A 20,805-nucleotide genomic window follows, 5' to 3' on the forward strand; every position below is an offset into this window, starting at 1 on the left:
TGTTGAGGAATTACTAAAACAACCCTTTAAAACTGCTAGTTATGAAAACAGTAAAAGAGCCAAAAGTTACATTGATAGGAGCGGGTCCGGGAAGCGCAGACCTTATTACCATAAGGGGTTTAAAGGCTTTAAGGTCGGCCGATGTGGTTTTGTACGACGCATTAATAGATGAAGAATTATTAAAACAGATTGATGCCGGTATTCCAAAAATATACGTAGGTAAACGATGTGGAATGCATTCGTTCAATCAAGATGATATTAATATCCTAATAGTAGAAAAAGCATTTGAGAGAGGTCATGTGGTTCGTTTAAAAGGGGGCGACCCATTTGTTTTTGGTAGAGCCCATGAAGAGATAGCCTATGTGGAATCTTTTGGTATTCCTGTAACCGTGGTACCTGGAGTTTCCAGTGCGATAGCTGTTCCGTCTAGTCAAGGAATACCTATGACACAGAGAGGTGTTAGTAGTAGTTTTTGGGTAATGACGGCAACAAAAAGAGATGGTTCGTTCTCAGAAGATTTAAAGTTCGCTTCGCAGTCTTCCGCAACTATGGTTATATTAATGGGAGTGAGAAAATTATCGGAAATAATTAGAGAGATCAATAAATATAGGGGGTCCTTAACTCCAATGGCTGTAATTCAAAATGGCACAATGCCAAATGAATCCTGTATTGTGGGTACATTGGGCAGTATGGCTTCAGGGAAATCTAGTATTGATTGCTCTAAACCCGGTATTATAGTAATAGGTGATGTAGTGGCCGAGCATCCCGCTTTTTTTGAGGAAGAAGTGCAGCGTGTACTTCATTCAAGCTTCTAAAATCTAAATAGGTTTACGTACGTATATTTTGTGCTGGAACCTCTGCTAAAAGCTCTGTATGGTGTCTGTATAAGGCATTTTTCAGAGCTCTTTTTTTGGAGGGAATATGATATTGTTATTTTATACAGCACTTTTTTTTAGATATCTGTTTTTTGGTTCAATATATTTTTTGTTCTCGTAAAAATACTTAGTAATATGACATATTTTAGAAATATACGTAGTAATACGTATAAATATACGTAGTTTTGAATATTGTTGAACCTAAAACATCTGTATTATGGAAACACAATCTAAAAAAGTGACCAGCTTAAAACTCGGAAATATTAAAAGTATGCCCATTCGTACGTTTTGGATAACTTCGGTAGCATTCTTTATCTGTTTTTTCGCATGGTTTGGTATTGTACCGTTCATGCCGGATGTTGTCAAGGACTTAGGGCTTACTCCTGAGCAGAAATGGAACTCTATTATATTGGCGGTAACCGGAACGGTGTTCGCACGTCTTCTCATTGGGAAATTATGTGATAAATATGGCCCCAGATTATGTTATACGTATTTACTTCTTATAGGAGCTATACCTGTTATATTACTTGGATTCGTTCAAACACCTGCTCAATTTTTAATTTGCCGTTTGTTCATAGGCTTTATTGGGGCATCGTTTGTAATTACCCAGTTTCATACTTCTATAATGTTCGCTCCTAATATTGTGGGTACGGCCAATGCCACATCTGCAGGTTGGGGAAATTTAGGAGGTGGCGCCAACCGTTTGGGAATGCCGTTAATTGCGGCTGCCGTGGTGAGTTTTGGTGTTGCGGATGAGGTAGCATGGCGTTATTCTATGGTAATTGCCGGTGTAATTGCAATGCTAATGGGAGTGGTTTATTACTTTTTTACACAGGATACTCCGGAAGGTAATTTTGCTCAACTTAAGAAAGAGGGTAAGATGCCCAAACTTAAGAAAGATGAAGAAAGCTTTATAAGTGTTTTAAAGGATTATCGGGTGTGGATACTATTTGTAGTATATGCCGCCTCTTTTGGAATGGAGCTTACCGTATATGGAACAATGGATGATTACTTGCAAAATACGTTTGGCCTAATGCGCTCTACGGCGGGTAATCTGGTTTTATCGTTTGCCTTAATGAATATTTTTGCAAGAACCTTGGGAGGTTTCTTTGGAGATAGATTCGGGAAAATGAAAGGATTGCGAGGTAGAGTTGTGTTCTTGGGGATAATTTTAGCTATAGAAGGTTGTATGCTTACCATATTTTCAACTACTACAAGTATTGCCTTTGGTATCTTATTTTTGATAGCGTTTAGTCTATCCGTTCAAATGGCTGAAGGAGCTACTTTTTCCGTTGTGCCGTTCATTAATAAAAAAGCAATTGGTTCTATTTCGGGAATTGTAGGAGCTGGCGGAAACGTTGGGGCCTTTGTTGCGGCAATGTTTCTCAAATCACAATCCGCTTTGGCCGAAACCCAAGCAATTGCCGCAAATACAAACTTGGGAGAAGAGGCGGTTAGGGCAGCGCAATCCGCTGCAGCTTCTACAGCAGTATCGGGTGGGTACTTTATTATAGGAATTTGTGTTGTTGTTGCAGCTGGTCTATCGCTAGCAATAAAATTTTCCACAGAAGACGAGAAGGCTACGGCTTTAGAAATGAACAAGGCCAATACGCCTAAGTTTGCTGTAGCGGATAAGTAAAAAGTCAATATGATTTCTACACAGGCAAATACGAATACGGCTCAAACCAAGAAAAAATTGGCCCACACTTCTTGTGAGGACTGTACAAATAGTGGTTGTCTTATTAAAAGAAACTTAAGACTTAGTGCATTGGTATCGGAATTTGTTGAGGAAAAGAGGGAGTTCACTTGTAAAAAGAGCCAGCAATTTATTATGGAAGGAGCTCCCGTAAACGGCTTGTTCTTTATTCAATCTGGAAAAGTTAAGGTTTTTAGAACCGGTATTAACGGAAGGGAGCAAATCGTTCGCTTTGCCAACTCTGGTGAAATAATTGGGCATAGGGGGTTTGGAACCCACGAATACTATAGTATTGGTGCTATGGCCCTAGAGGATACCAACCTTTGTTACTTCTCAAAAGAAAACCTGCAAAAAGTACTATTAACAGCTCCCAATTTTACATATGATCTCATGTTATTTTATGCCAATGAGCTCAACAAAAGTGAGGCTAAAGTAAAATCAATTTCACAGATGACTGTGCGTGAGCGTGTCATAGATACCCTGATTTATATAGAGCGTAAATTTGGTAGAAAAAATAATTTTATCAATGTCGCTTTAAGTAGAAGGGAGTATGCAAATTATGCCGGAACTACGGAAGAGCAAGTTATACGAGTATTCTCTGCATTAAAGAAGGATAATTTGATTAACACAAAAGGCAGGCGTGTTGAAATTATTGATAGCGCGCTTCTCAAACGGGAAATATCCGAGCATAACTTTTATTTGGACAGTTAAGTAAACTGTACACTTTCCCTACAATTACTCAATATTTATTAATCCGTACCACTACGTATCTATACTCAAATAGGTGGGTGTGTTCTAACATGTTGGAATTCAGCATTAAATAATATAAACCTGTGTTTTGGCAGGTTTGAAGATGGTGTAAAAAGAGGGTTTAACCTATGATATACCATATGTAGATCAAACGATTACGTATACATTTGTCAAGAATAAGTATTAATACGTAGTTTAATTAAAACCAATTGAATATGAAAACCATTTTTACAAAAGCATCATTATTTGCAAGCGTAGCTGCATTGGTAATGGCTTGCGGAGGAAAAGAATCAAAAAAGACCGAAGCTGCTACAGAAGAGGCCGTAGCTTCAAAAACCAAGATGCTTGATATTGAAAAACCACAATTGACTTTCGGTTTTATTAAGCTAACGGATATGGCACCATTGGCCATCGCCAAAGAAAAAGGATTTTTTGAAGATGAAGGACTGTTCGTTTCAGTAGAAGCACAATCTAACTGGAAAAACGTTTTAGACCGCGTTATAGATGGTCAGTTGGACGGTTCTCATATGTTGGCGGGACAACCAATTGCGGCAGGAGCCGGTTTTGGTAGACAAGCCAAATTGGTAACTCCTTTTTCAATGGATTTGAATGGTAACGGAATAACGGTGTCCAATGATGTTTGGTCTAAAATGAAGCCAAATGTACCGGCAGATTCAGAGGGGAAGCCTATACACCCGATTAAGGCAGACGCTCTTAAACCTGTTATTACCGAGTATAAGAATAGTGGTAAACCGTTTAAAATGGGAATGGTGTTCCCTGTATCTACACATAACTATGAAATTCGCTATTGGTTGGCAGCAGCGGGTATTCACCCAGGTATGTATACTGCGGATAACGTACAGGGGCAGATAGATGCAGAAGTTTTATTGTCCGTAACACCACCGCCACAAATGCCGGCTACATTAGAGTCAGGAACTATATATGGTTACTGTGTAGGAGAGCCATGGAACCAACAAGCGGTATTTAAAGGAATTGGTGTACCAGTAACTACTAATTACGATATCTGGAAGAACAACCCTGAAAAAGTATTTGTTATGACGGAGAAATTTGTAAACGAAAATCCAAATACTGCCATAGCCGTTACTAAAGCATTGATTAGAGCAGGAAAATGGTTAGATGAGCCATCTAACAGGGCCGAAGCCGTAAAAATACTTTCAATGTCTCAGTATGTTGGTGCACCTGAAGAGGTTTTGGCAAACTCCATGACCGGTACGTTTGAATTTGAAAAAGGAGATAAGCGTGAGATGCCTGATTTTAATGTTTTCTATAAGTATAATGCTACATATCCTTTTTACTCGGACGGTATTTGGTTCTTGACTCAAATGCGCAGATGGGGACAGATTCCAGAAACAAAATCAGCTGAGTGGTATGGTGAAACAATCAAGGATATCTATCGTCCTGACATCTGGAAAAAAGCTGCGGAACTTTTAGTAGCGGAAGGTCAAATTCCCTCAAGTGATGTTCCTGATACGGACGGGTACAAACCGGCAACTACAGACTTTATAGACGGAACATCGTTTGATGCAAAAGATCCGATAGGATATATCAATAGTTTCTCCATAGGAAACAAGGATTAAGATACAGAGTAAGTAAATCGAAGCAAAATTAATGTATTATGGAACAAGATATAACACTTAAAAAGGAAGGTCAAGGACTTGTATTCTTAAAGCCGGTGGTAGCTAAGCTTACCCCTAAATTTCAAAAGGGTGATATTTTTTCGTCCTTGAAGAAAACAGGTATTACCGTATTGTCCGTTCTATTGTTCTTAGGATTATGGCATTTAGGGTCTAAAGCACTTTACAATAAGGAAGCAGCCTATAAAATTGAAAAAGCACTAACGGAGCGTGGCCAGGAAGCTGCGGACGCGGAGCGTGCATGTATCGCATCCGGAGACAGTAGTTGCCAACCCAATACGCTGCCTTCTCCTTCTCAAGTATGGAGTTCGCTTCAATCTCTAATTGCAGATCACAAAGTTATAACTGCGGATAAGGCAGCGTTTGAAGAAAAGATGTCCACCATGAATGCTAAGTTGGTAGCACAAGGCAAGGATGCTATTGTTTACACAGGCCGAGCTTCTTTTGTGGATATCGTTCTTACAAGTATAAAAACAGTTTTTGCGGGATTCTTATTAGCACTTTTAATTGCTGTACCAATCGGTATTATCATAGGGTTGAGCCCATCTTTGCGCAGTGCATTCAACTGGTTCATTCAAATCTTTAAGCCAGTATCCCCCGTGGTTTGGTATTTGTTGGTCTTTATGATCGTAAAGACCCTTTATATAGGAGACAGTTCGGATAACGCATTTGTAATATCCTTTATAAGTGTAGGTCTCTGTGCCATGTGGGCCACCTTGGTAAATACCGCTATGGGTGTATCCTCGGTAGACAAAGACTATATCAACGTTGCCAAAGTTTTAAAATTAGGCACTTTTCAAAAAGTGTTTAAGGTGATTTTACCTTCTTCCCTCCCATTGATATTTACCGGTCTGCGTATTACGCTTTCCGTAGCGTGGATGGTGCTTATAGCAATTGAGCTATTGGCACAAAGTCAAGGGTTGGGACTTTTCGTTTGGGAAGAGTTTCAGAACGGGGCCAATGACTCCAACGCAAAAATCATCGTTGCGATGTTCGTAATCGGTATCATCGGATTCCTTTTGGACAGGATTATGCTTTCCGTGCAGAACTTGGTTTCTTTCAACAAAAACGAAATGGCATAACCCTTAAAATCGTAACTAATGGCATATTTAGAATTAAACAATGTATACAAGAGTTATGGTACGGATGAGAACGTTACAAACGTATTATCCGACATCAACCTAACGATAGAAGAAGGGGAATTTGTTGCCATCGTAGGCTTTACCGGAAGTGGAAAAACTACATTGGTAAACCTTATCAACGGATTGTTAAAACCTACAAGTGGAGAAGTTCTCTTTAAAGGAAGTCCGGTTGTAGATACCAGTCATGAGAGAGGTGTTATTTTCCAAAATTATTCTTTGCTACCGTGGCTGACCGTTGGTCAAAATGTGTATATGGCGGTCAAAGAAGCTTTTCCAAAGTTGAGCAAAGCAGAGTTGAAGAAACGCGTAAGCGATTATGTGGAAATGGTTAGCCTAAGCCCTGCTATAAACAAAAGACCTAAAGAACTATCAGGAGGAATGAGGCAACGTGTATCGGTTGCCAGGGCATTGGCCATGAATCCTGAAATGATAATCATGGATGAGCCTTTAGGTGCTCTGGATGCTTTAACGCGTGGCAACCTTCAAGATGAAATCCTAAATATCTGGAGCAAGGATAAACGTACGGCATTGTTGATTACCAATGATGTGGATGAGGGTATCTATATGGCAGATAGGATTATTCCTTTAAAACCGGGTCCAAATGCTACGCTAGGACCAGAGTTTAAAATAGATATTGAACGGCCTAGGGATAAGACGGCCATGAACGATAATCCAAATTACAAGAAAACAAGGAATGCCATTATCGAGTATTTGATGGATATCGGGGACCAAAGAAAATCGGTTTCACAACAGGATTACATCCTTCCAGAAATAGCACCTAAAAGTTTTGTAGCCTAAACCTAGAACTATGTCCGAAACAATAGAAAAAACAGAGTTGGGAACCACGGAGAACGGTATTTTTTATCCTTCTCAGGTAATGTTGGATCTAAACGATCTTAAGAAAGTATACCCCACACCAAAAGGAGATTATGTGGTACTGGAACATTTGAACCTTCAAATAATGAAAGAGGAATTTGTTACCATAATCGGCCATTCCGGATGTGGTAAAACTACAATGCTCTCTATGATAGCTGGCCTTAACCCTATTTCAGGAGGAAATATATCCGTTTTGGGAAATCCGGTTAAAGGACCTGGTCCGGATAGGGGCGTTATCTTTCAATCGCCGAGCCTTATGCCATGGATGACAGCGCTTGAAAATGTGCTGCTAGGCGTGAATCAGGTTTTTCCTCACGCAACAAAGGCACAGCGTCAAGATATCGCTAAATATTACCTTCATAAAGTGGGTCTGGACGGTGCTTTTGGCAAGAAAGCTTCTGAACTTTCTCAAGGTATGCAACAAAGGGTTGGTATCGCCAGGGCGTTTGCCATTAAACCTAAGGTATTACTTCTAGATGAACCATTTGGTATGCTAGACTCGCTTACCCGTGGTGAATTGCAGGATATTTTGATTGAAATCTGGAACAAAGAAAAAATTACGGCGGTAATGATTACCCATGATGTGGATGAGGCGATTTTCTTGGCAGACCGTGTGGTAATGATGACCAGCGGACCAAGGGCTAAAATAGGAGACATTCTAGATATTGAATTTGAAAGGCCTAGAACCAGAAAATCCGTATTGGAACATGATGATTACTATACATACCGAAAACACTTAATAGACTTCTTAGAACATTAAACCATAACTAAACACTAATACAATTACATTAAGACCTATATTATGAAAAAACAGTACACCCTATTATTTGTATTGATGCTTACGATTCAATTTGCATCTGCGCAATTTGTTCTCGATGGCGAATTTAAACCCCGTACAGAATACCGTAATGGTTTTGGTAGCATTATCCCCGATGCCCTAGACCCTGGCTTTGCTATTGCAACACGTTTACGACTAAACGCCGGTTATCAAACCGAAGCTTTTAAATTTTACATGAGCTTGCAAGATGTTATGGTTTGGGGAGAGAACAGACAGTTAAAACCTGAGGATAGCAACAATTCGTTTTCTGTCTTTCAAGCATGGGCCGACATTAAACTTGGAGAAGGCTTCTCAACTAAAATAGGCCGCCAAATGCTTGTCTACGATGATCAAAGAATTCTTGGCGGGGTTGATTGGGCCATGCAGGCACGTAACCACGATGCAGCTTTGTTACAATACAAAAAAGGTAAATTTATGATGGACCTGGGTCTTGCCTTTAATCAGGACTTTACGGCAACTACTGGAAATCCGGGAGGGTTTCAATCAGTTGGTACGGCCTATAATACTACTGGGTTTTTCTCGTACAAAAGCATGCAATACCTCTATCTGAGACATAAAGGAGAAGCATTTTCCGCAAGCGGATTGATAATGAACAATGGTTTTCAAAATTTTACAGGAGATGCAGATGCTCAAGTTGCAGATGGTGTAAGCAATTTGGTTACGCTGGGTACACATTTAAACTATAAAAAAGGAAGTTTTGGAGCAGCGCTTAACGCCTATCTGCAGACTGGTGAACGTCAAAATAGTGTAGATGTGAGCGGAGCATATCTTTTGGGATTGGACTTGACCTACAAGGTGTCTAAAGGGGTTTCCTTGGGGTTAGGGGCCGAAATCATTAGTGGAAATGATACTAGTACTACGGACAAGACCGAAGCTTTCTTTCCGCTTTACGGAACCAACCATAAATTTAATGGGTTTATGGATTACTTCTACGTAGGCAACCATGCTAATTCCGTTGGGCTAACGGATATTCATGCCAGTGCCAAGTTCGCTTTGGGCGAGACCTCTAGTTTAATGGTAAAGGTTTTGAACTTTAGTGGCGAGCAGGAGTTGCCAAGTGGCGAGAAGTCCCTAGGTACGGAAGTTGATTTGGTTTTTGCAAAGACCTTTAAAGGATACGGGTTAGCCATAGGCTATTCCCAAATGTTTGCTAGTGATGGCATGTATGAATTAAAAGGAGTAACAGAAGCAGACGCCTCTAGCGCACAAAATTGGGCTTGGGTGCAGTTAACTATGAAGCCTAAATTTTTAAATACGGCCAAGTAATAAAATTATTTTAAGATGCTTCGATAGGGCCGTTACAACCTTTTTGTTGTGGCGGTTCTTTTGTTTTAAACAGATTTTAAATCGGTATAGTAGCTTGTGTAACTCCCTTTATAAAAATCGATTATATTTGTACGTATAATTACGCATATTTTGGATCAAACAACAAGTATTATTTTAGCGGATGACCATTCTTTGGTTCGTGATGGTATCAGGTCTTTATTGGAGAGTGAATCTGATTTGAAAGTTATTGCCGAAGCTTCCGACGGTATCGAGGCCATTGAAATGGTGAATAAGAACTCGCCCGATCTATTGATTATAGATATTAGAATGCCACGCATGACAGGAATAGAGGCTGTTGAAAAACTGAGTGCTCAAAACTCGCCTGTAAAATGTATCATCCTTTCTATGCACGATTCGGAGGAGTATATTCTTAAGTCTGTTAAGGCCGGTGCACTAGGCTATTTGTTGAAAGACACAGGAAAATCAGAATTTCTTAAAGCCATTCATGCCGTGCGGGAAGGGGGCAAATACTATAGTGGCGATATTTCAAATGTTTTGGTCAATAGTTTATTGAGCTCCACGACCAATACTGTAGAAAGTCCTAAAAAAGCTACACCTACAAATATTCCTTTTGATTTGACCAATAAAGAACTCCAGGTATTAAAATTGGTTTTATCCGGTTTGACCAATAAGCAGATTTCCGAAAAATTGCAGAACAGTAAACGTACAGTGGAGACACATAGGTTTAACCTTATGCGTAAGATGGAAGTCAAAAACCTAATCGACCTTTCAAAAAAAGCGCAACAGTTTAATTTGGTGTAGCACTGCTGTTCTAAATTTATTCGGTACCCATTTGCACATATGGACCACGCCATTTTTTATCATATCTATCCCTTGGGTCTTCTGGGCGCGGATAAAACCAATGATTTGGTTTCGGTCAGCATTAATAGACTTTCGGTGCTCAACGTTTGGTTGGCACATATAAAGAAGCTGGGTTGCAAAGCGCTTTATATTGGTCCTGTTTTTGAATCATCTAGCCATGGGTATGATACCGTGGATTATTATAAAGTAGACCGAAGGTTAGGTGATGACGCTGCCTTGATTGCTCTGGTGAAAAATGCACATGAGCTGGGTATTAGTGTAGTTTTAGATGGTGTTTTCAACCACGTAGGAAGAGATTTCTTTGCATTTAAAGATCTTAAGAAGTTTGGAAAGAATTCAACATATATCAATTGGTTTTCTAATGTAGATTTTGGAAAGCGTAGCCCGTTAGAAGACCCGTTTACCTATGACACTTGGGCCGGCTATTTTCAATTGGTAAAACTCAATCTTAAAAATAAGGAGGTTCGGGATTATCTTTTGAGTGCCGTTGCCAAATGGATGGACATCTATAAAATTGATGGCCTGCGCTTAGATACCGCAGATGTGTTGGATTTTGACTTTATGAAAGAACTTGCGCGCTTTTGTAAAAAACGAAACCCTCATTTTTGGTTAATGGGTGAGGTGGTTCATGGCAATTATAACCGTTGGGCCAATGATAGAATGTTAGATTCCGTTACCAATTACGATTACCACACGCCTATTTACGAAAGCTTTAATTTAAAGGACTTCAGTAAAATTTCTGAAACTGTTGAACGGGATTTTGGTCCTAAGGGAATTTATAAAGATTTGGCGCTCTATTCTTTTGTAGATAACCATGACGTTAACCGTGCCGCCAGTACTTTAAAGAAACCAGAACACTTATTCCCTCTATACTTATTACTATTTACGCTTCCGGGAATACCTGCCATTTACTACGGGAGTGAGTGGGGTTTTGAAGGGAAAAAGTCCGCACATAGTGATGATTTGCTGCGCCCAAGTGTAGAGCTGGAAAACCTAAAAAAACAAGCAAAACACCCAAAGTTATTAGATGCTATAAAGTAATTTATTGGCGCACGTAAAAAATGTAAGTCTCTGTCTACGGGTAAGTATGAAACTTTGCTGGTTAAAAAAGAGCAGTATGCCTTTTCTAGAAAAGAAAAGGATGGAACGGTGGTCGTTATTGTAAATATGTCTAACCAACCTGTTAAGGTAAACATTCCCGTAAAAGGTCTGCTTGCCAAGGGTTTTACGGATTTTCTTAACCCAGATTATTGTCTAATACCCAACAAAACAGGTCTTTCTGTGGAGGTTCCACCATGTTGGGGCCGTATCCTGTATCATTGATCGAAAAGTAGCTAGAGGGCACTTTTTTTATTGATGTGCGATAAAAACATCAAACTATTACGAAAAAAACACTACGTATATATACGTAATTTTATAACTTGCTATATCTAATTTTGGTGTTTACATCAAAAAGGAAAAGCAATGTTAAAAAAGAAAACACATAAAACCGTTTGTTCTTACTGTGGTGTAGGTTGCGGTATATTGGTAGATGTTGATAATAAAGGGAAAATTGAGGTAGACGGAGACCCTGATTACCCTTCCAACAAGGGTATGTTGTGCTCTAAAGGAAGAAACCTGAATTATGTTGCCCAAGATACCAGCGACCGGATTATGCATCCACAAATGCGATGGAGTAGGAATCACCCGTTGCAAAAAGTAGCTTGGGACACCGCTTTTGAGCGTGCCGCAGCCGTTTTTAAAAGCATTATTGCCAAACATGGGCCGGATAGTGTCGGTTTCTACGTATCCGGACAATGTCTTACTGAGGAATATTATCTGGTGAACAAGATTACCAAGGGCTTTATCGGAACCAATAATGTAGACACCAACAGTAGGCTTTGTATGAGCTCTGCCGTGGTAGGCTATAAAAAAACTTTGGGTGAAGATTCTGTTCCTATTTCGTATGAAGACATTGAACTGGCAGACTGTTTTTTGATTGCAGGGGCCAACCCTGCTTGGTGCCATCCTATTCTCTATAGACGTTTGGAGCAGCACAAAGAAGAAAATCCCAACGTTAAAATAATTGTTGTAGACCCGCGAAAAACGCAGACATGTGCTTCGGCAGATATACATTTACAAATCCTTCCGGGAACAGATGTTATCCTTTTTAATGCCATGGCAAGATGGCTCATCGAAAAGAAAAAAATAGATAAGAATTTTATTAAAAAACACACCTCAAATTTTGAGGCTTGCAAGGAAAGTGCATTTACCCTTACCCTTAGGCAGGCGTCCGAAAAATGTGGTGTTCCCGTTTCGGATATCCGGAAGGCGGCACAATATATCGGAGACGCCAATAAGTTCATTAGTATGTGGACCATGGGGCTTAACCAAAGTGTAATAGGGGTTTCCAAAAATGTGTCTCTGTTGAATCTTTCTTTGTTAACAGGACAAATAGGAAAACCGGGTTGTGGGCCATTTTCATTAACGGGGCAGCCCAACGCTATGGGTGGCCGTGAAGTAGGTGGTATGGCCAGTCTTTTGGCCGCGCATAAAGACTTGGGCAATCCGCAGCACCGGAAAGAGGTTTCGGATTTTTGGGGAGGAAAGGAAATCAATTCGGAACCGGGTTATACTGCAACAGAAATGTTTGATGCGCTAGAAAGTGGAAAACTAAAGGCAATTTGGATTATTTGTACAAATCCGGCTGTGAGTATGCCCAACGTAAAGAAAGTTGAAAAGGCCCTTAAAAATGCGGCTTTTGTAGTAGTTCAGGATATTAGCCATAATTCGGAAACCACAAAATTTGCCGATCTTTTATTGCCTGCGGCCGGCTGGTTGGAGAAAGAAGGTACGATGACCAATTCGGAAAGACGGATCAGTTATTTACCAAAGGTTATTGATGCACCGGGAGAAGCATTGCCAGATGCCGAAATTCTTTGGCGTTTTGCCCAGGCCATGGGTTATGAAGGTTTTGATTACGCCAATGCAAGCGAAGTTTATGATGAGCACTGCCTTTTGACCAAAGGCACCAATATTGATATTACAGGTCTGTCTTATGAAAGATTAAAAAACGAAGGTAGCTTTCAATGGCCGGTTCCCCACAAGACCCATCCGGGAACACCGCGTTTGTTTACTGATTTTAACTTCCATACAAATGATAAAAAGGCACATTTTAATGCGCCAAAGAGTCTTTATAATAAATCTGAGGAAACAGATATTGATTTTCCTTTGGTATTGAATACGGGAAGGGTAAGGGATCAGTGGCACACCCGAACCAAAACCGGAAAAGTAAAACGTTTATTGACCCATATTCCGCAGCCCTATTTAGAAATGAACAAGGTAGATGCCTATCTGCGCAAGTTAAAAGAGGGAGATATTGCGGTTATTAAAAGTAGAAGGGGTGAAGTACAGGTAAAAGTGAAAATCAATTTTGATATTCGTGAACGTGTTGTTTTTCTTCCTATGCACTGGGGAAAAGTCCTCAATAATGATTTTGGCAGGGCCAACAACCTTACCAATGATATTGTTGACCCAGTTTCTAAAGAGCCCGATTTTAAATACTGTGCGGTTCAGGTAGAGAAGTTCGTAAAACCGGTTCAAAAAATAATTGTTATCGGGGCAGGTGCGGCTGCATACAGGTTTATTCAATCCTATCGGGAGAAAAATAAAAAAGACGAATTGCATGTGTTTTCCAAAGAAAAGGACCCGTTTTATAACAGGGTACTATTGCCCGAATATGTAAGCGATGAGCTTTCTTGGGAAGCATTGGAGAAGTTAAAATCTGGAGAATTACAAAAGCTGAACGTCAACTTGCACTCGGGAATTGGGATTAGTGACGTAAATGCAACGATGAAGCAGGTTACCGATAGTGATGGATTGATACATTCGTACGATTTGCTGGTTATGGCCACAGGTAGCCGTGCTTTTGTACCAAGTGAGGTACAAATAGACCTCCCGGGGCGGTTTACCATGCGCGAAAGGGGAGATGCGGACAAACTGAAACAATACCTCCAAAAAACGGGATTGCCGGCAACAGAACAACATGTGGTAATTGTTGGTGGAGGTCTGTTAGGACTGGAATTGGCCGCGGCACTTAAAAAGATAGACATCAATATAAGCATTGTACAAAGGGCACCTCGTTTAATGGAGCGTCAGCTGGATCGGGTGGCAAGTAGACTTCTAGCGGAAGATGTCACCGAAAGGAACATCAACCTGTATTTTGATAATGAAGTCAGTACGGTGTTTGAGGAAAAAGAGAATCCGTTTAGGTTGTTGGTAAACCTTAAAACAGGTCGTACCATTCAGTGTAATGCCATTGTTTACGCTATAGGAACAAGACCGAATATTGAATTGGCAAAAAAGGCCGATTTAATAACAAGAAGGGGTGTTCTGGTAAATTCGTATTTGCAGACCAATAACCCATCTATTTTTGCCCTGGGCGAAATAGCGGAATTCAATAATTCGCTTTTTGGAATAACATCGGCCGCAGAGCAACAGGCAGATATTGCCGCTAACTATATTTTAGGCGATTATAGCAGTATCTACAATGGCTCAGTTCTTATGAATATCCTGAAGTTCGAAAATCTTGACCTGTGTAGTATTGGTATGGTAAATGCACCATCGGACGACAGTAGTTACGAAGAGATTATTTTGATGGATGTGAGCAAGCGCTTCTACAAAAAGTGCATTGTAAAGGACGATACATTGAAAGGTGCGATTTTAATGGGCGATAAAAATGAGTTTGCCGAGTTCAAACGCCTGATAGAAGAAGAAATAGAACTGTCCGAAAAACGAAACGAATTGCTTAGAGGGGCAACTACTTCCGTTCCTCTAAAGGGAAAATTGGTATGTTCTTGCAGTCAGGTCGGAGAGGGCAATGTTATTGACGCCGTTGCCGGTGGTTGCTCAGAGTTTAACACGTTATGCTCGGAAACGGGAGCAGGTTTAGGATGTGGCAGTTGCAAACCGGAAGTGAAGGCCATATTGGACAAACAACTACAATTAGCAAATTAAAAAAACGGGATTATGAACGATGATCTGCACCGCATATTAATAAAAGGAGGAGTTACCTCACCGGGGGAACTTAAAGATATTATAGGTCTTCTGGAAGCTGCAGGCCTAAATGAAGTCTATTTTGGTTCCCGGCAGGATTTACTCTTCCCGTTAAAAGGCGTAGAAGAAGGTCAACTTGAGCGTATATCAAAGTTCAACACCAATATTATTACTAATAGAGCATATCAGAATATTGTAAGTTCATACGTTTCTGCAGATATTTTTGATATGACCCATTGGCTTAAAGGTTCTACCTATCTCTATATTTTGGAGGGCTTTGATTTTTTGCCGAAATTAAAAATTAACATCACAGACCCTAAACAAAGATTGGTGCCCCTTTTTAGTGGTAACCTTAATTTTATAGCTTCGGAAAATGAAGATTATTGGTATTTAAACGTAAAGCTGCCACAATGGGAAAAAGCGGCGTATTACCCTGTTTTGATTTACAGTTGGGATATTACCACCATATGCAAGGCCATTGAGGATATTTATGAAGACATTCAAGATGTAGAGGAACTGTTTTTTGTCTTGAACAAGAATCTGGATACGAATAACAAGACCATAGAAAAGGAGTTAAAAGTACCCTATCTTACCTTCCCGTATTATGAGGGAATGAACCGTATGGGGCTAGATCAATATTGGCTGGGCCTGTATTGGCGAAACAACCGGTATGATCTATCGTTTCTTAAGGAATTCTGCGGTTTTTGTTTAGACAATAGCATAGGTAAAATCTGTATTACCCCATGGAAATCCTTCGTGGTAAAAGGTATTCAAAAGCAGAGTAGACCCGCCTTGGAACGCTTTTTAGGGCAATGGGGTATTAATGTAAGACACTCACAGCTAGAAATGAACTGGCATTTGCCGGTAGATGATAACCAAGCATTGGAACTAAAAAAATTCTTGGTCCGTAGCTTTGACCAGAATGATATTAGTACCTACGGGCTTACATTTGGTATAAGCAATGATGTGGGCAAGCGGTCCCATTTTGCTTCGGTAATTATCGAAAAAAATAGTTCGCCTACCATTGTTAAGGATTTTGATGTGAGGCCTACCTATAATGTGCTTCATTTTGTAAATTTTGATCCCAATACCCAAAAATATCTGGCCTACGCCCAAGATGTAGATAAGATTGAACTTCCCGGTCTATTAATGGAACTCAGTAAAAAATACTTTAATCAACTGGGCAGGGAGGTTGAAGTAAATAAAACTCCTAAAAAAGTTGAGGAACAGGAAACCAAGACCATTCACCAATGTCAATCCTGTTTTACGGTCTATGACCCGTTGTATGGAGATGTTACGAACAATATTCCAAAAGGAACCACATTTAAAGAGTTGCCCGATAGCTATACCTGTTCGGTATGTGAAGCACCAAAATCCCAATTTGAAAAAACGGAACTGAATTTTTCGAGCTGATTTTGTTACATTTGGATAGTACCTAAAACACCTTCCAAATGAACAAAAAATTTCTTGGCCTATTAAGCGGTATTCTACTATTCACGGCATGTAAGGACAATCCGGACAAAAAAGCGGATGTTGAAAAACCGGTAGATGAAATAACCGTTCAAAAACCTACGATGGCTTGGGAACTGGTAGCTTCCGCAGATGGCAGCAAACCCGTAGCCCGCCATGAAGCGGCCTTTGTTCGCGTAGATGATAAATTCTATTTGTTAGGGGGAAGAGGTATTCGCCCTGTAAGTATCTATGACACCAATACCCAAAGCTGGTCAGAAGGCAGTAAACCTCCTATTGAAATGCACCACTTTCAGCCTGTGGTCTATCAGCATAAAATATACCTTATTTCAGCACTAACAGGTAAATATCCGGCAGAAACCCCAACGGAGCATATTTATATCTACGACCCTGCTACGGATGAATGGTCTAAGGGAGATGAAATTCCAGAGGAAAGAAGACGTGGTTCTACAGGAAATGTGCTGTATGAAGGCAAGATTTATATTGCCTGCGGAATAAAGAACGGTCATATAGGTGATTATAAAAATTGGATGGACAGTTACGATCCAAGTACTGGCGAGTGGGAGGTTCTGGCAGATGCACCTCGTGCAAGAGACCATTTTCAGGCGGTTTTAGCAGATGGAAAGATTTACGCCCCGGCAGGTAGAAATTCCGGGATTGATCCTGATTCCGTTTTTGGAGGAACCATAGCCGAGGTTGATGTGTATGATATAAAAAGTGATACTTGGGAGACGTTACCAGAAAATATTCCAACGCCAAGAGCGGGTAATGCCGCTGCACTATTTCATGATGAATTGATAGTTGTTGGGGGTGAATCTACAACACAGGAAAAAGCACATGCCGATGTTGAGGTTTTGGATTTAAACACCCATAAATGGCACACCTTGCCCAGCTTGGTAGAAGGTAGGCACGGTAGTGGTCTTGTGCTTTTTGAAGACGGTGTATATATTGCTTCGGGATGTGGGAACAGAGGCGGTTCGCCAGAACTTACCACTATGGAAAAATTTAGCGTAGAAGATTGATTTTCAGCTGAATAATTTTAAAATTATTTTTCACATCGTGACTAAAAACATATTACATTTGATAGGGAATTCCCCAATATCAAATTATAAAAATGGATTTACGAGACGGTGTGAAAACCGCAGAGAACAAGGTGTCTTCCGAGACCAAAAAACTAAGCGAATTTGTTAGGGACAAAAGTAAGTCCTTGGTAGATCGTTTAGAGTCATATGAAGATATCATAAATCTTGAAGTAGGAGACACAGGCTTGCACCGCGCAAAAACCCTGGAGCGGGAATTTGATATTCGTCAGCTGTACATTAAGTACGAAGGTGATAACCCCACGGGAACACAAAAAGACCGTATTGCCTTTGCACAAATCTATGATGCCCTCCGTAGGGAATTTGAAGTGGTGTCTTTGGCTACTTGTGGTAACTATGGTGTTGCTGTGGCGTTAGCCGCCAACTTGGCCGGTATTGCTTGTAGAATTTATATTCCGGAAACTTTTCATACCGATCGTGTTGTAGAAATGCAATTGCTGGGTGCAGAAATTGTTCGTAGGCCGGGGAGCTATGAAGATGTCGTAAAAGAGAGTAGCGAACTCGCAAAAAATAACGGTTGGTATGATGCTAATCCGGGAGGAGCCAATACCCCTTTGCAGATCAGTGCTTATTCGCAGATTGCCCTAGAAATTTTTGAAGATTTGGGAGATGCACCAAAGTACTGTGCGGTACCTGTTTCCAACGGTACACTTTTCGCTGGAATTTATCGGGGGTTCGTTAGCCTTTATAAAAGGGGCAAGACTTCTAGGGTACCCAAAATGGTAGCGGCTTCATCATCAAGAAAAAATCCGATTATTCAATCGTTTTTACTGGGACTGGACTATTGCAAGGATTTGGATCCCAAAGCTATTAAGGAGACCAAGTACAATGAGCCGCTTATTAACTGGCATAGTTTTGACGGAGAAGAAGCGTTGTATGCCTTGAGGGAATCCGATGGTGAGGCGTATAATATCAGCGATAAAAAATTAAAGGATATGACGGCCCTACTGGCCAAAAAGGAAGGCTTTCGCATTTTGCCTGCCTCCACAGCTGGACTAATAGCCCTACTGGAACTTGACGAAAAAATGAATTTTGAACCAGACCGTTTTGTAGCGGTTCTGACGGCAAAAAATTAATATTTAAGAAAATGAAAAAATCAATTGATGGAAAGGCCCTTATCTATTGCGAAGGGGCTTTTAATACTCCTAACGGAAAAACTGCGCATGGTTTGGTTCGTTTTACCGAACGTTATGAGGTAGTTGGCGTATTGGATACAAATTATGCTTCTAGGGACGCTGGTGAGGTACTTGATGGGAAACCCAGCGGAATCCCGGTTTTTTCAACCATAGAGGATGCAGTAGAAACTTTGGGTGCTTCTGGCAATACGCCGGAATCTCTTGTTATTGGTTTGGCACCCGATGGGGGGCGGTTACCAAAAGAAGCAAAGGCTACCATTTCAAAAGCTCTGGAAATGGGTTGGAACGTAGATAGTGGTTTACACGACTTTTTGACGAATGATGCTTCGTTAATGGAAATTGCCACTAAAAATAACTGTCGGGTCCGCGATGTTCGTAAAACACCGGACCGGGACAAACTTCATTTTTTTACTGGGGAAATTGAAAAAGTAGATTGTTTAAAATTGGCTGTTTTGGGAACGGATTCCGCATTGGGAAAGCGTACCACTGCTTGGTTATTGGTTCACGGGTTTAGAGATGCCGGTCAAAAGGCCCAAATGATTGGTACCGGACAGACCGCTTGGATGCAAGGCGCCAAATATAGTATGGTAATGGACAGTTGTATTAACGATTTTGTATCGGGGGAGATTGAACATGCCGTGGTAAGTGCCTATAAAAATGAAAAGCCTGATGTTATTGTTATTGAAGGGCAAGGTAGTTTAATGAACCCTGCTTACCCCGGTGGTTTTGAAATTTTAGCGGCAGGCAGACCTGATTACGTAATATTGCAACATGCTCCAAAACGACTGGAATATGATGGGTTTCCAGGCTATAAAATGCATTCGTTAACAGAACAAATCAATGCTATTGAAGTTATTTCTGGTAAAAAGGTAATTGCCATTACCGTTAACCATGAAGAAATGGAGGAGGATGAGATTCTGGAGGCATGCAAGCAGATTACTCTTGAAACAAAGTTGCCTGCTTTTGATGTGCTAAAGTATGGTGCTAAAGAACTGGTAGCATTACTAATGGAAAAGATTAAATGAGAATAACCAACGTGTCTTATGAGCGGCTAGACCTTAAACTGTCCGAACCCTATACTATTGCTTACGAAACGATAGATGATACGGTAAATTTCATTCTTAAAATTGAAACGGATAGTGCTATAGTTGGTTATGGATGTTCCGCTCCGGATAAAATAGTTACGGGAGAACATCCTAAGGAAGTAGAAACAGCTCTAAAAGAGGTTATCATTCCTTTTTTAAAAGGCAAGGACCCTTTTATGTACGCTTATGTTTTAAAGGAATTAAAGAAGTTATTGGGCCGGAAATCGTCTTCTTTGGCTATGGTAGACATGGCGCTTTTTGATATCATTTCAAAAAAAGCAGATGTACCATTGTATAAGTTTTTAGGCGGTTACAGACAAAGCATTCCAACAAGTATAACGATTGGTATTTTATCTTTGGAGGAAACCATGGCTCAGGCCAAGGAATTCGTTAGGCAGGGGTTTTCAATTTTAAAGGTAAAGGGCGGGCACAACCTTGCCGAGGACATTGAAAAAATGACCTTGCTGCACGAGAAATTTCCAGAAGTTACTTTCCGCTTTGATGGAAACCAAGGATATTCCGTAGTAGATTCCGTAGCATTTGTAAAAGCCACCAGCCAGATAGGTATTGAGATTTTTGAACAGCCTACCAAACAGGAGCGGGAAGAACGCTTGGGTGAAGTTATGGACCAGATAGATATTCCTTTAATGGCCGATGAAAGTTTAAAAACCTTAACCGATGTATTCCGGCTTGCCCAGAACGAAAGGGTGGATATGGTAAACATTAAGTTGATGAAGGTGGGAGGTATTTTTGAAGGAATGCATATTAATTCCGTAGCTAAATCGGCAGGGATTGAAACTATGGTGGGTTGTAATGATGAGTGTGCGTTGGGTATTTCTGCGGGACTTCATTTTGCACTTTCCAGGCCTAACATTTGTTATGCCGATCTAGATGGGCATTTAGATGTGGTAGACGACCCTTTTAAAGGCTTGTTCAAACTAGAAAAAGGGGTGTTATACCCATCGGATGCTCCAGGTTTAGGAATAATACATCTATAGCT

Annotated in this window: 17 protein-coding genes; all 17 read left to right on the plus strand. The window is 40.5% G+C overall.

The window, feature by feature from the left end:
- The first annotated feature begins 41 nt into the window (after positions 1-41).
- The 17 genes from cobA (at position 42) to H9565_RS02205 (ending at position 20,803) form a co-directional block, all read left to right on the plus strand.
- Positions 42-815, plus strand: a complete 774-nt coding sequence (gene cobA, locus H9565_RS02125) for a uroporphyrinogen-III C-methyltransferase (RefSeq protein WP_215436920.1) — start codon at positions 42-44, stop codon at positions 813-815.
- 277 nt (positions 816-1,092) lie between these two features.
- Complete coding sequence (locus H9565_RS02130; protein WP_215436923.1) at positions 1,093-2,514, plus strand: MFS transporter; 1,422 nt, start codon at positions 1,093-1,095, stop codon at positions 2,512-2,514.
- Between the two features lie 9 nt (positions 2,515-2,523).
- Entirely contained in the window at positions 2,524-3,282 is a 759-nt protein-coding gene (locus H9565_RS02135; protein WP_215436926.1) for a Crp/Fnr family transcriptional regulator, read from the plus strand.
- 254 nt (positions 3,283-3,536) lie between these two features.
- On the plus strand, positions 3,537-4,919 hold the full coding sequence (locus H9565_RS02140; RefSeq protein WP_215436929.1) for a CmpA/NrtA family ABC transporter substrate-binding protein: 1,383 nt from the start codon (positions 3,537-3,539) through the stop codon (positions 4,917-4,919).
- A gap of 38 nt (positions 4,920-4,957) precedes the next feature.
- Positions 4,958-6,058, plus strand: coding sequence for an ABC transporter permease (locus tag H9565_RS02145; RefSeq protein ID WP_215436930.1), 1,101 nt, complete (start codon positions 4,958-4,960; stop codon positions 6,056-6,058).
- Between the two features lie 18 nt (positions 6,059-6,076).
- On the plus strand, positions 6,077-6,916 hold the full coding sequence (locus tag H9565_RS02150) for an ABC transporter ATP-binding protein (RefSeq protein ID WP_215436932.1): 840 nt from the start codon (positions 6,077-6,079) through the stop codon (positions 6,914-6,916).
- Positions 6,917-6,926: 10 nt separating this feature from the next.
- Complete coding sequence (locus H9565_RS02155; protein WP_155601150.1) at positions 6,927-7,754, plus strand: ABC transporter ATP-binding protein; 828 nt, start codon at positions 6,927-6,929, stop codon at positions 7,752-7,754.
- A 42-nt stretch (positions 7,755-7,796) separates the two neighbouring features.
- Complete coding sequence (locus H9565_RS02160; protein WP_215436934.1) at positions 7,797-9,098, plus strand: alginate export family protein; 1,302 nt, start codon at positions 7,797-7,799, stop codon at positions 9,096-9,098.
- Between the two features lie 150 nt (positions 9,099-9,248).
- Positions 9,249-9,920, plus strand: coding sequence for a response regulator transcription factor (locus H9565_RS02165; RefSeq protein ID WP_215436937.1), 672 nt, complete (start codon positions 9,249-9,251; stop codon positions 9,918-9,920).
- A 39-nt stretch (positions 9,921-9,959) separates the two neighbouring features.
- Positions 9,960-11,021: an alpha-amylase family glycosyl hydrolase gene (locus H9565_RS02170; RefSeq protein ID WP_215436939.1), complete on the plus strand. Its 1,062-nt coding sequence runs from the start codon at positions 9,960-9,962 to the stop codon at positions 11,019-11,021.
- A 54-nt stretch (positions 11,022-11,075) separates the two neighbouring features.
- Positions 11,076-11,303 carry an alpha amylase C-terminal domain-containing protein gene (locus H9565_RS02175; protein WP_215436940.1) on the plus strand — a complete coding sequence of 76 codons (228 nt, stop codon included), beginning with the start codon at positions 11,076-11,078 and terminating at the stop codon, positions 11,301-11,303.
- Positions 11,304-11,444: 141 nt separating this feature from the next.
- Positions 11,445-14,975: a nitrate reductase gene (locus tag H9565_RS02180; RefSeq protein WP_215436942.1), complete on the plus strand. Its 3,531-nt coding sequence runs from the start codon at positions 11,445-11,447 to the stop codon at positions 14,973-14,975.
- A gap of 12 nt (positions 14,976-14,987) precedes the next feature.
- Positions 14,988-16,427, plus strand: coding sequence for a rubredoxin (locus H9565_RS02185; RefSeq protein WP_215436945.1), 1,440 nt, complete (start codon positions 14,988-14,990; stop codon positions 16,425-16,427).
- A 38-nt stretch (positions 16,428-16,465) separates the two neighbouring features.
- Positions 16,466-17,506, plus strand: coding sequence for a Kelch repeat-containing protein (locus H9565_RS02190; protein ID WP_215436948.1), 1,041 nt, complete (start codon positions 16,466-16,468; stop codon positions 17,504-17,506).
- 92 nt (positions 17,507-17,598) lie between these two features.
- The gene (locus H9565_RS02195) at positions 17,599-18,660 is read left to right on the plus strand and encodes a pyridoxal-phosphate dependent enzyme (protein WP_215436951.1); all 1,062 of its coding nucleotides are present in this window, start codon (positions 17,599-17,601) and stop codon (positions 18,658-18,660) included.
- 11 nt (positions 18,661-18,671) lie between these two features.
- Complete coding sequence (locus H9565_RS02200) at positions 18,672-19,745, plus strand: DUF1611 domain-containing protein (protein WP_215436954.1); 1,074 nt, start codon at positions 18,672-18,674, stop codon at positions 19,743-19,745.
- The gene (locus tag H9565_RS02205) at positions 19,742-20,803 is read left to right on the plus strand and encodes a mandelate racemase/muconate lactonizing enzyme family protein (protein WP_215436960.1); all 1,062 of its coding nucleotides are present in this window, start codon (positions 19,742-19,744) and stop codon (positions 20,801-20,803) included. Before H9565_RS02200 ends, H9565_RS02205 begins: the two co-directional genes overlap by 4 nt.
- Positions 20,804-20,805: the final 2 nt, after the last annotated feature.

It is taken from the genome of Zobellia russellii (genome assembly GCF_018728565.1).
GTDB lineage: Bacteria > Bacteroidota > Bacteroidia > Flavobacteriales > Flavobacteriaceae > Zobellia > Zobellia russellii.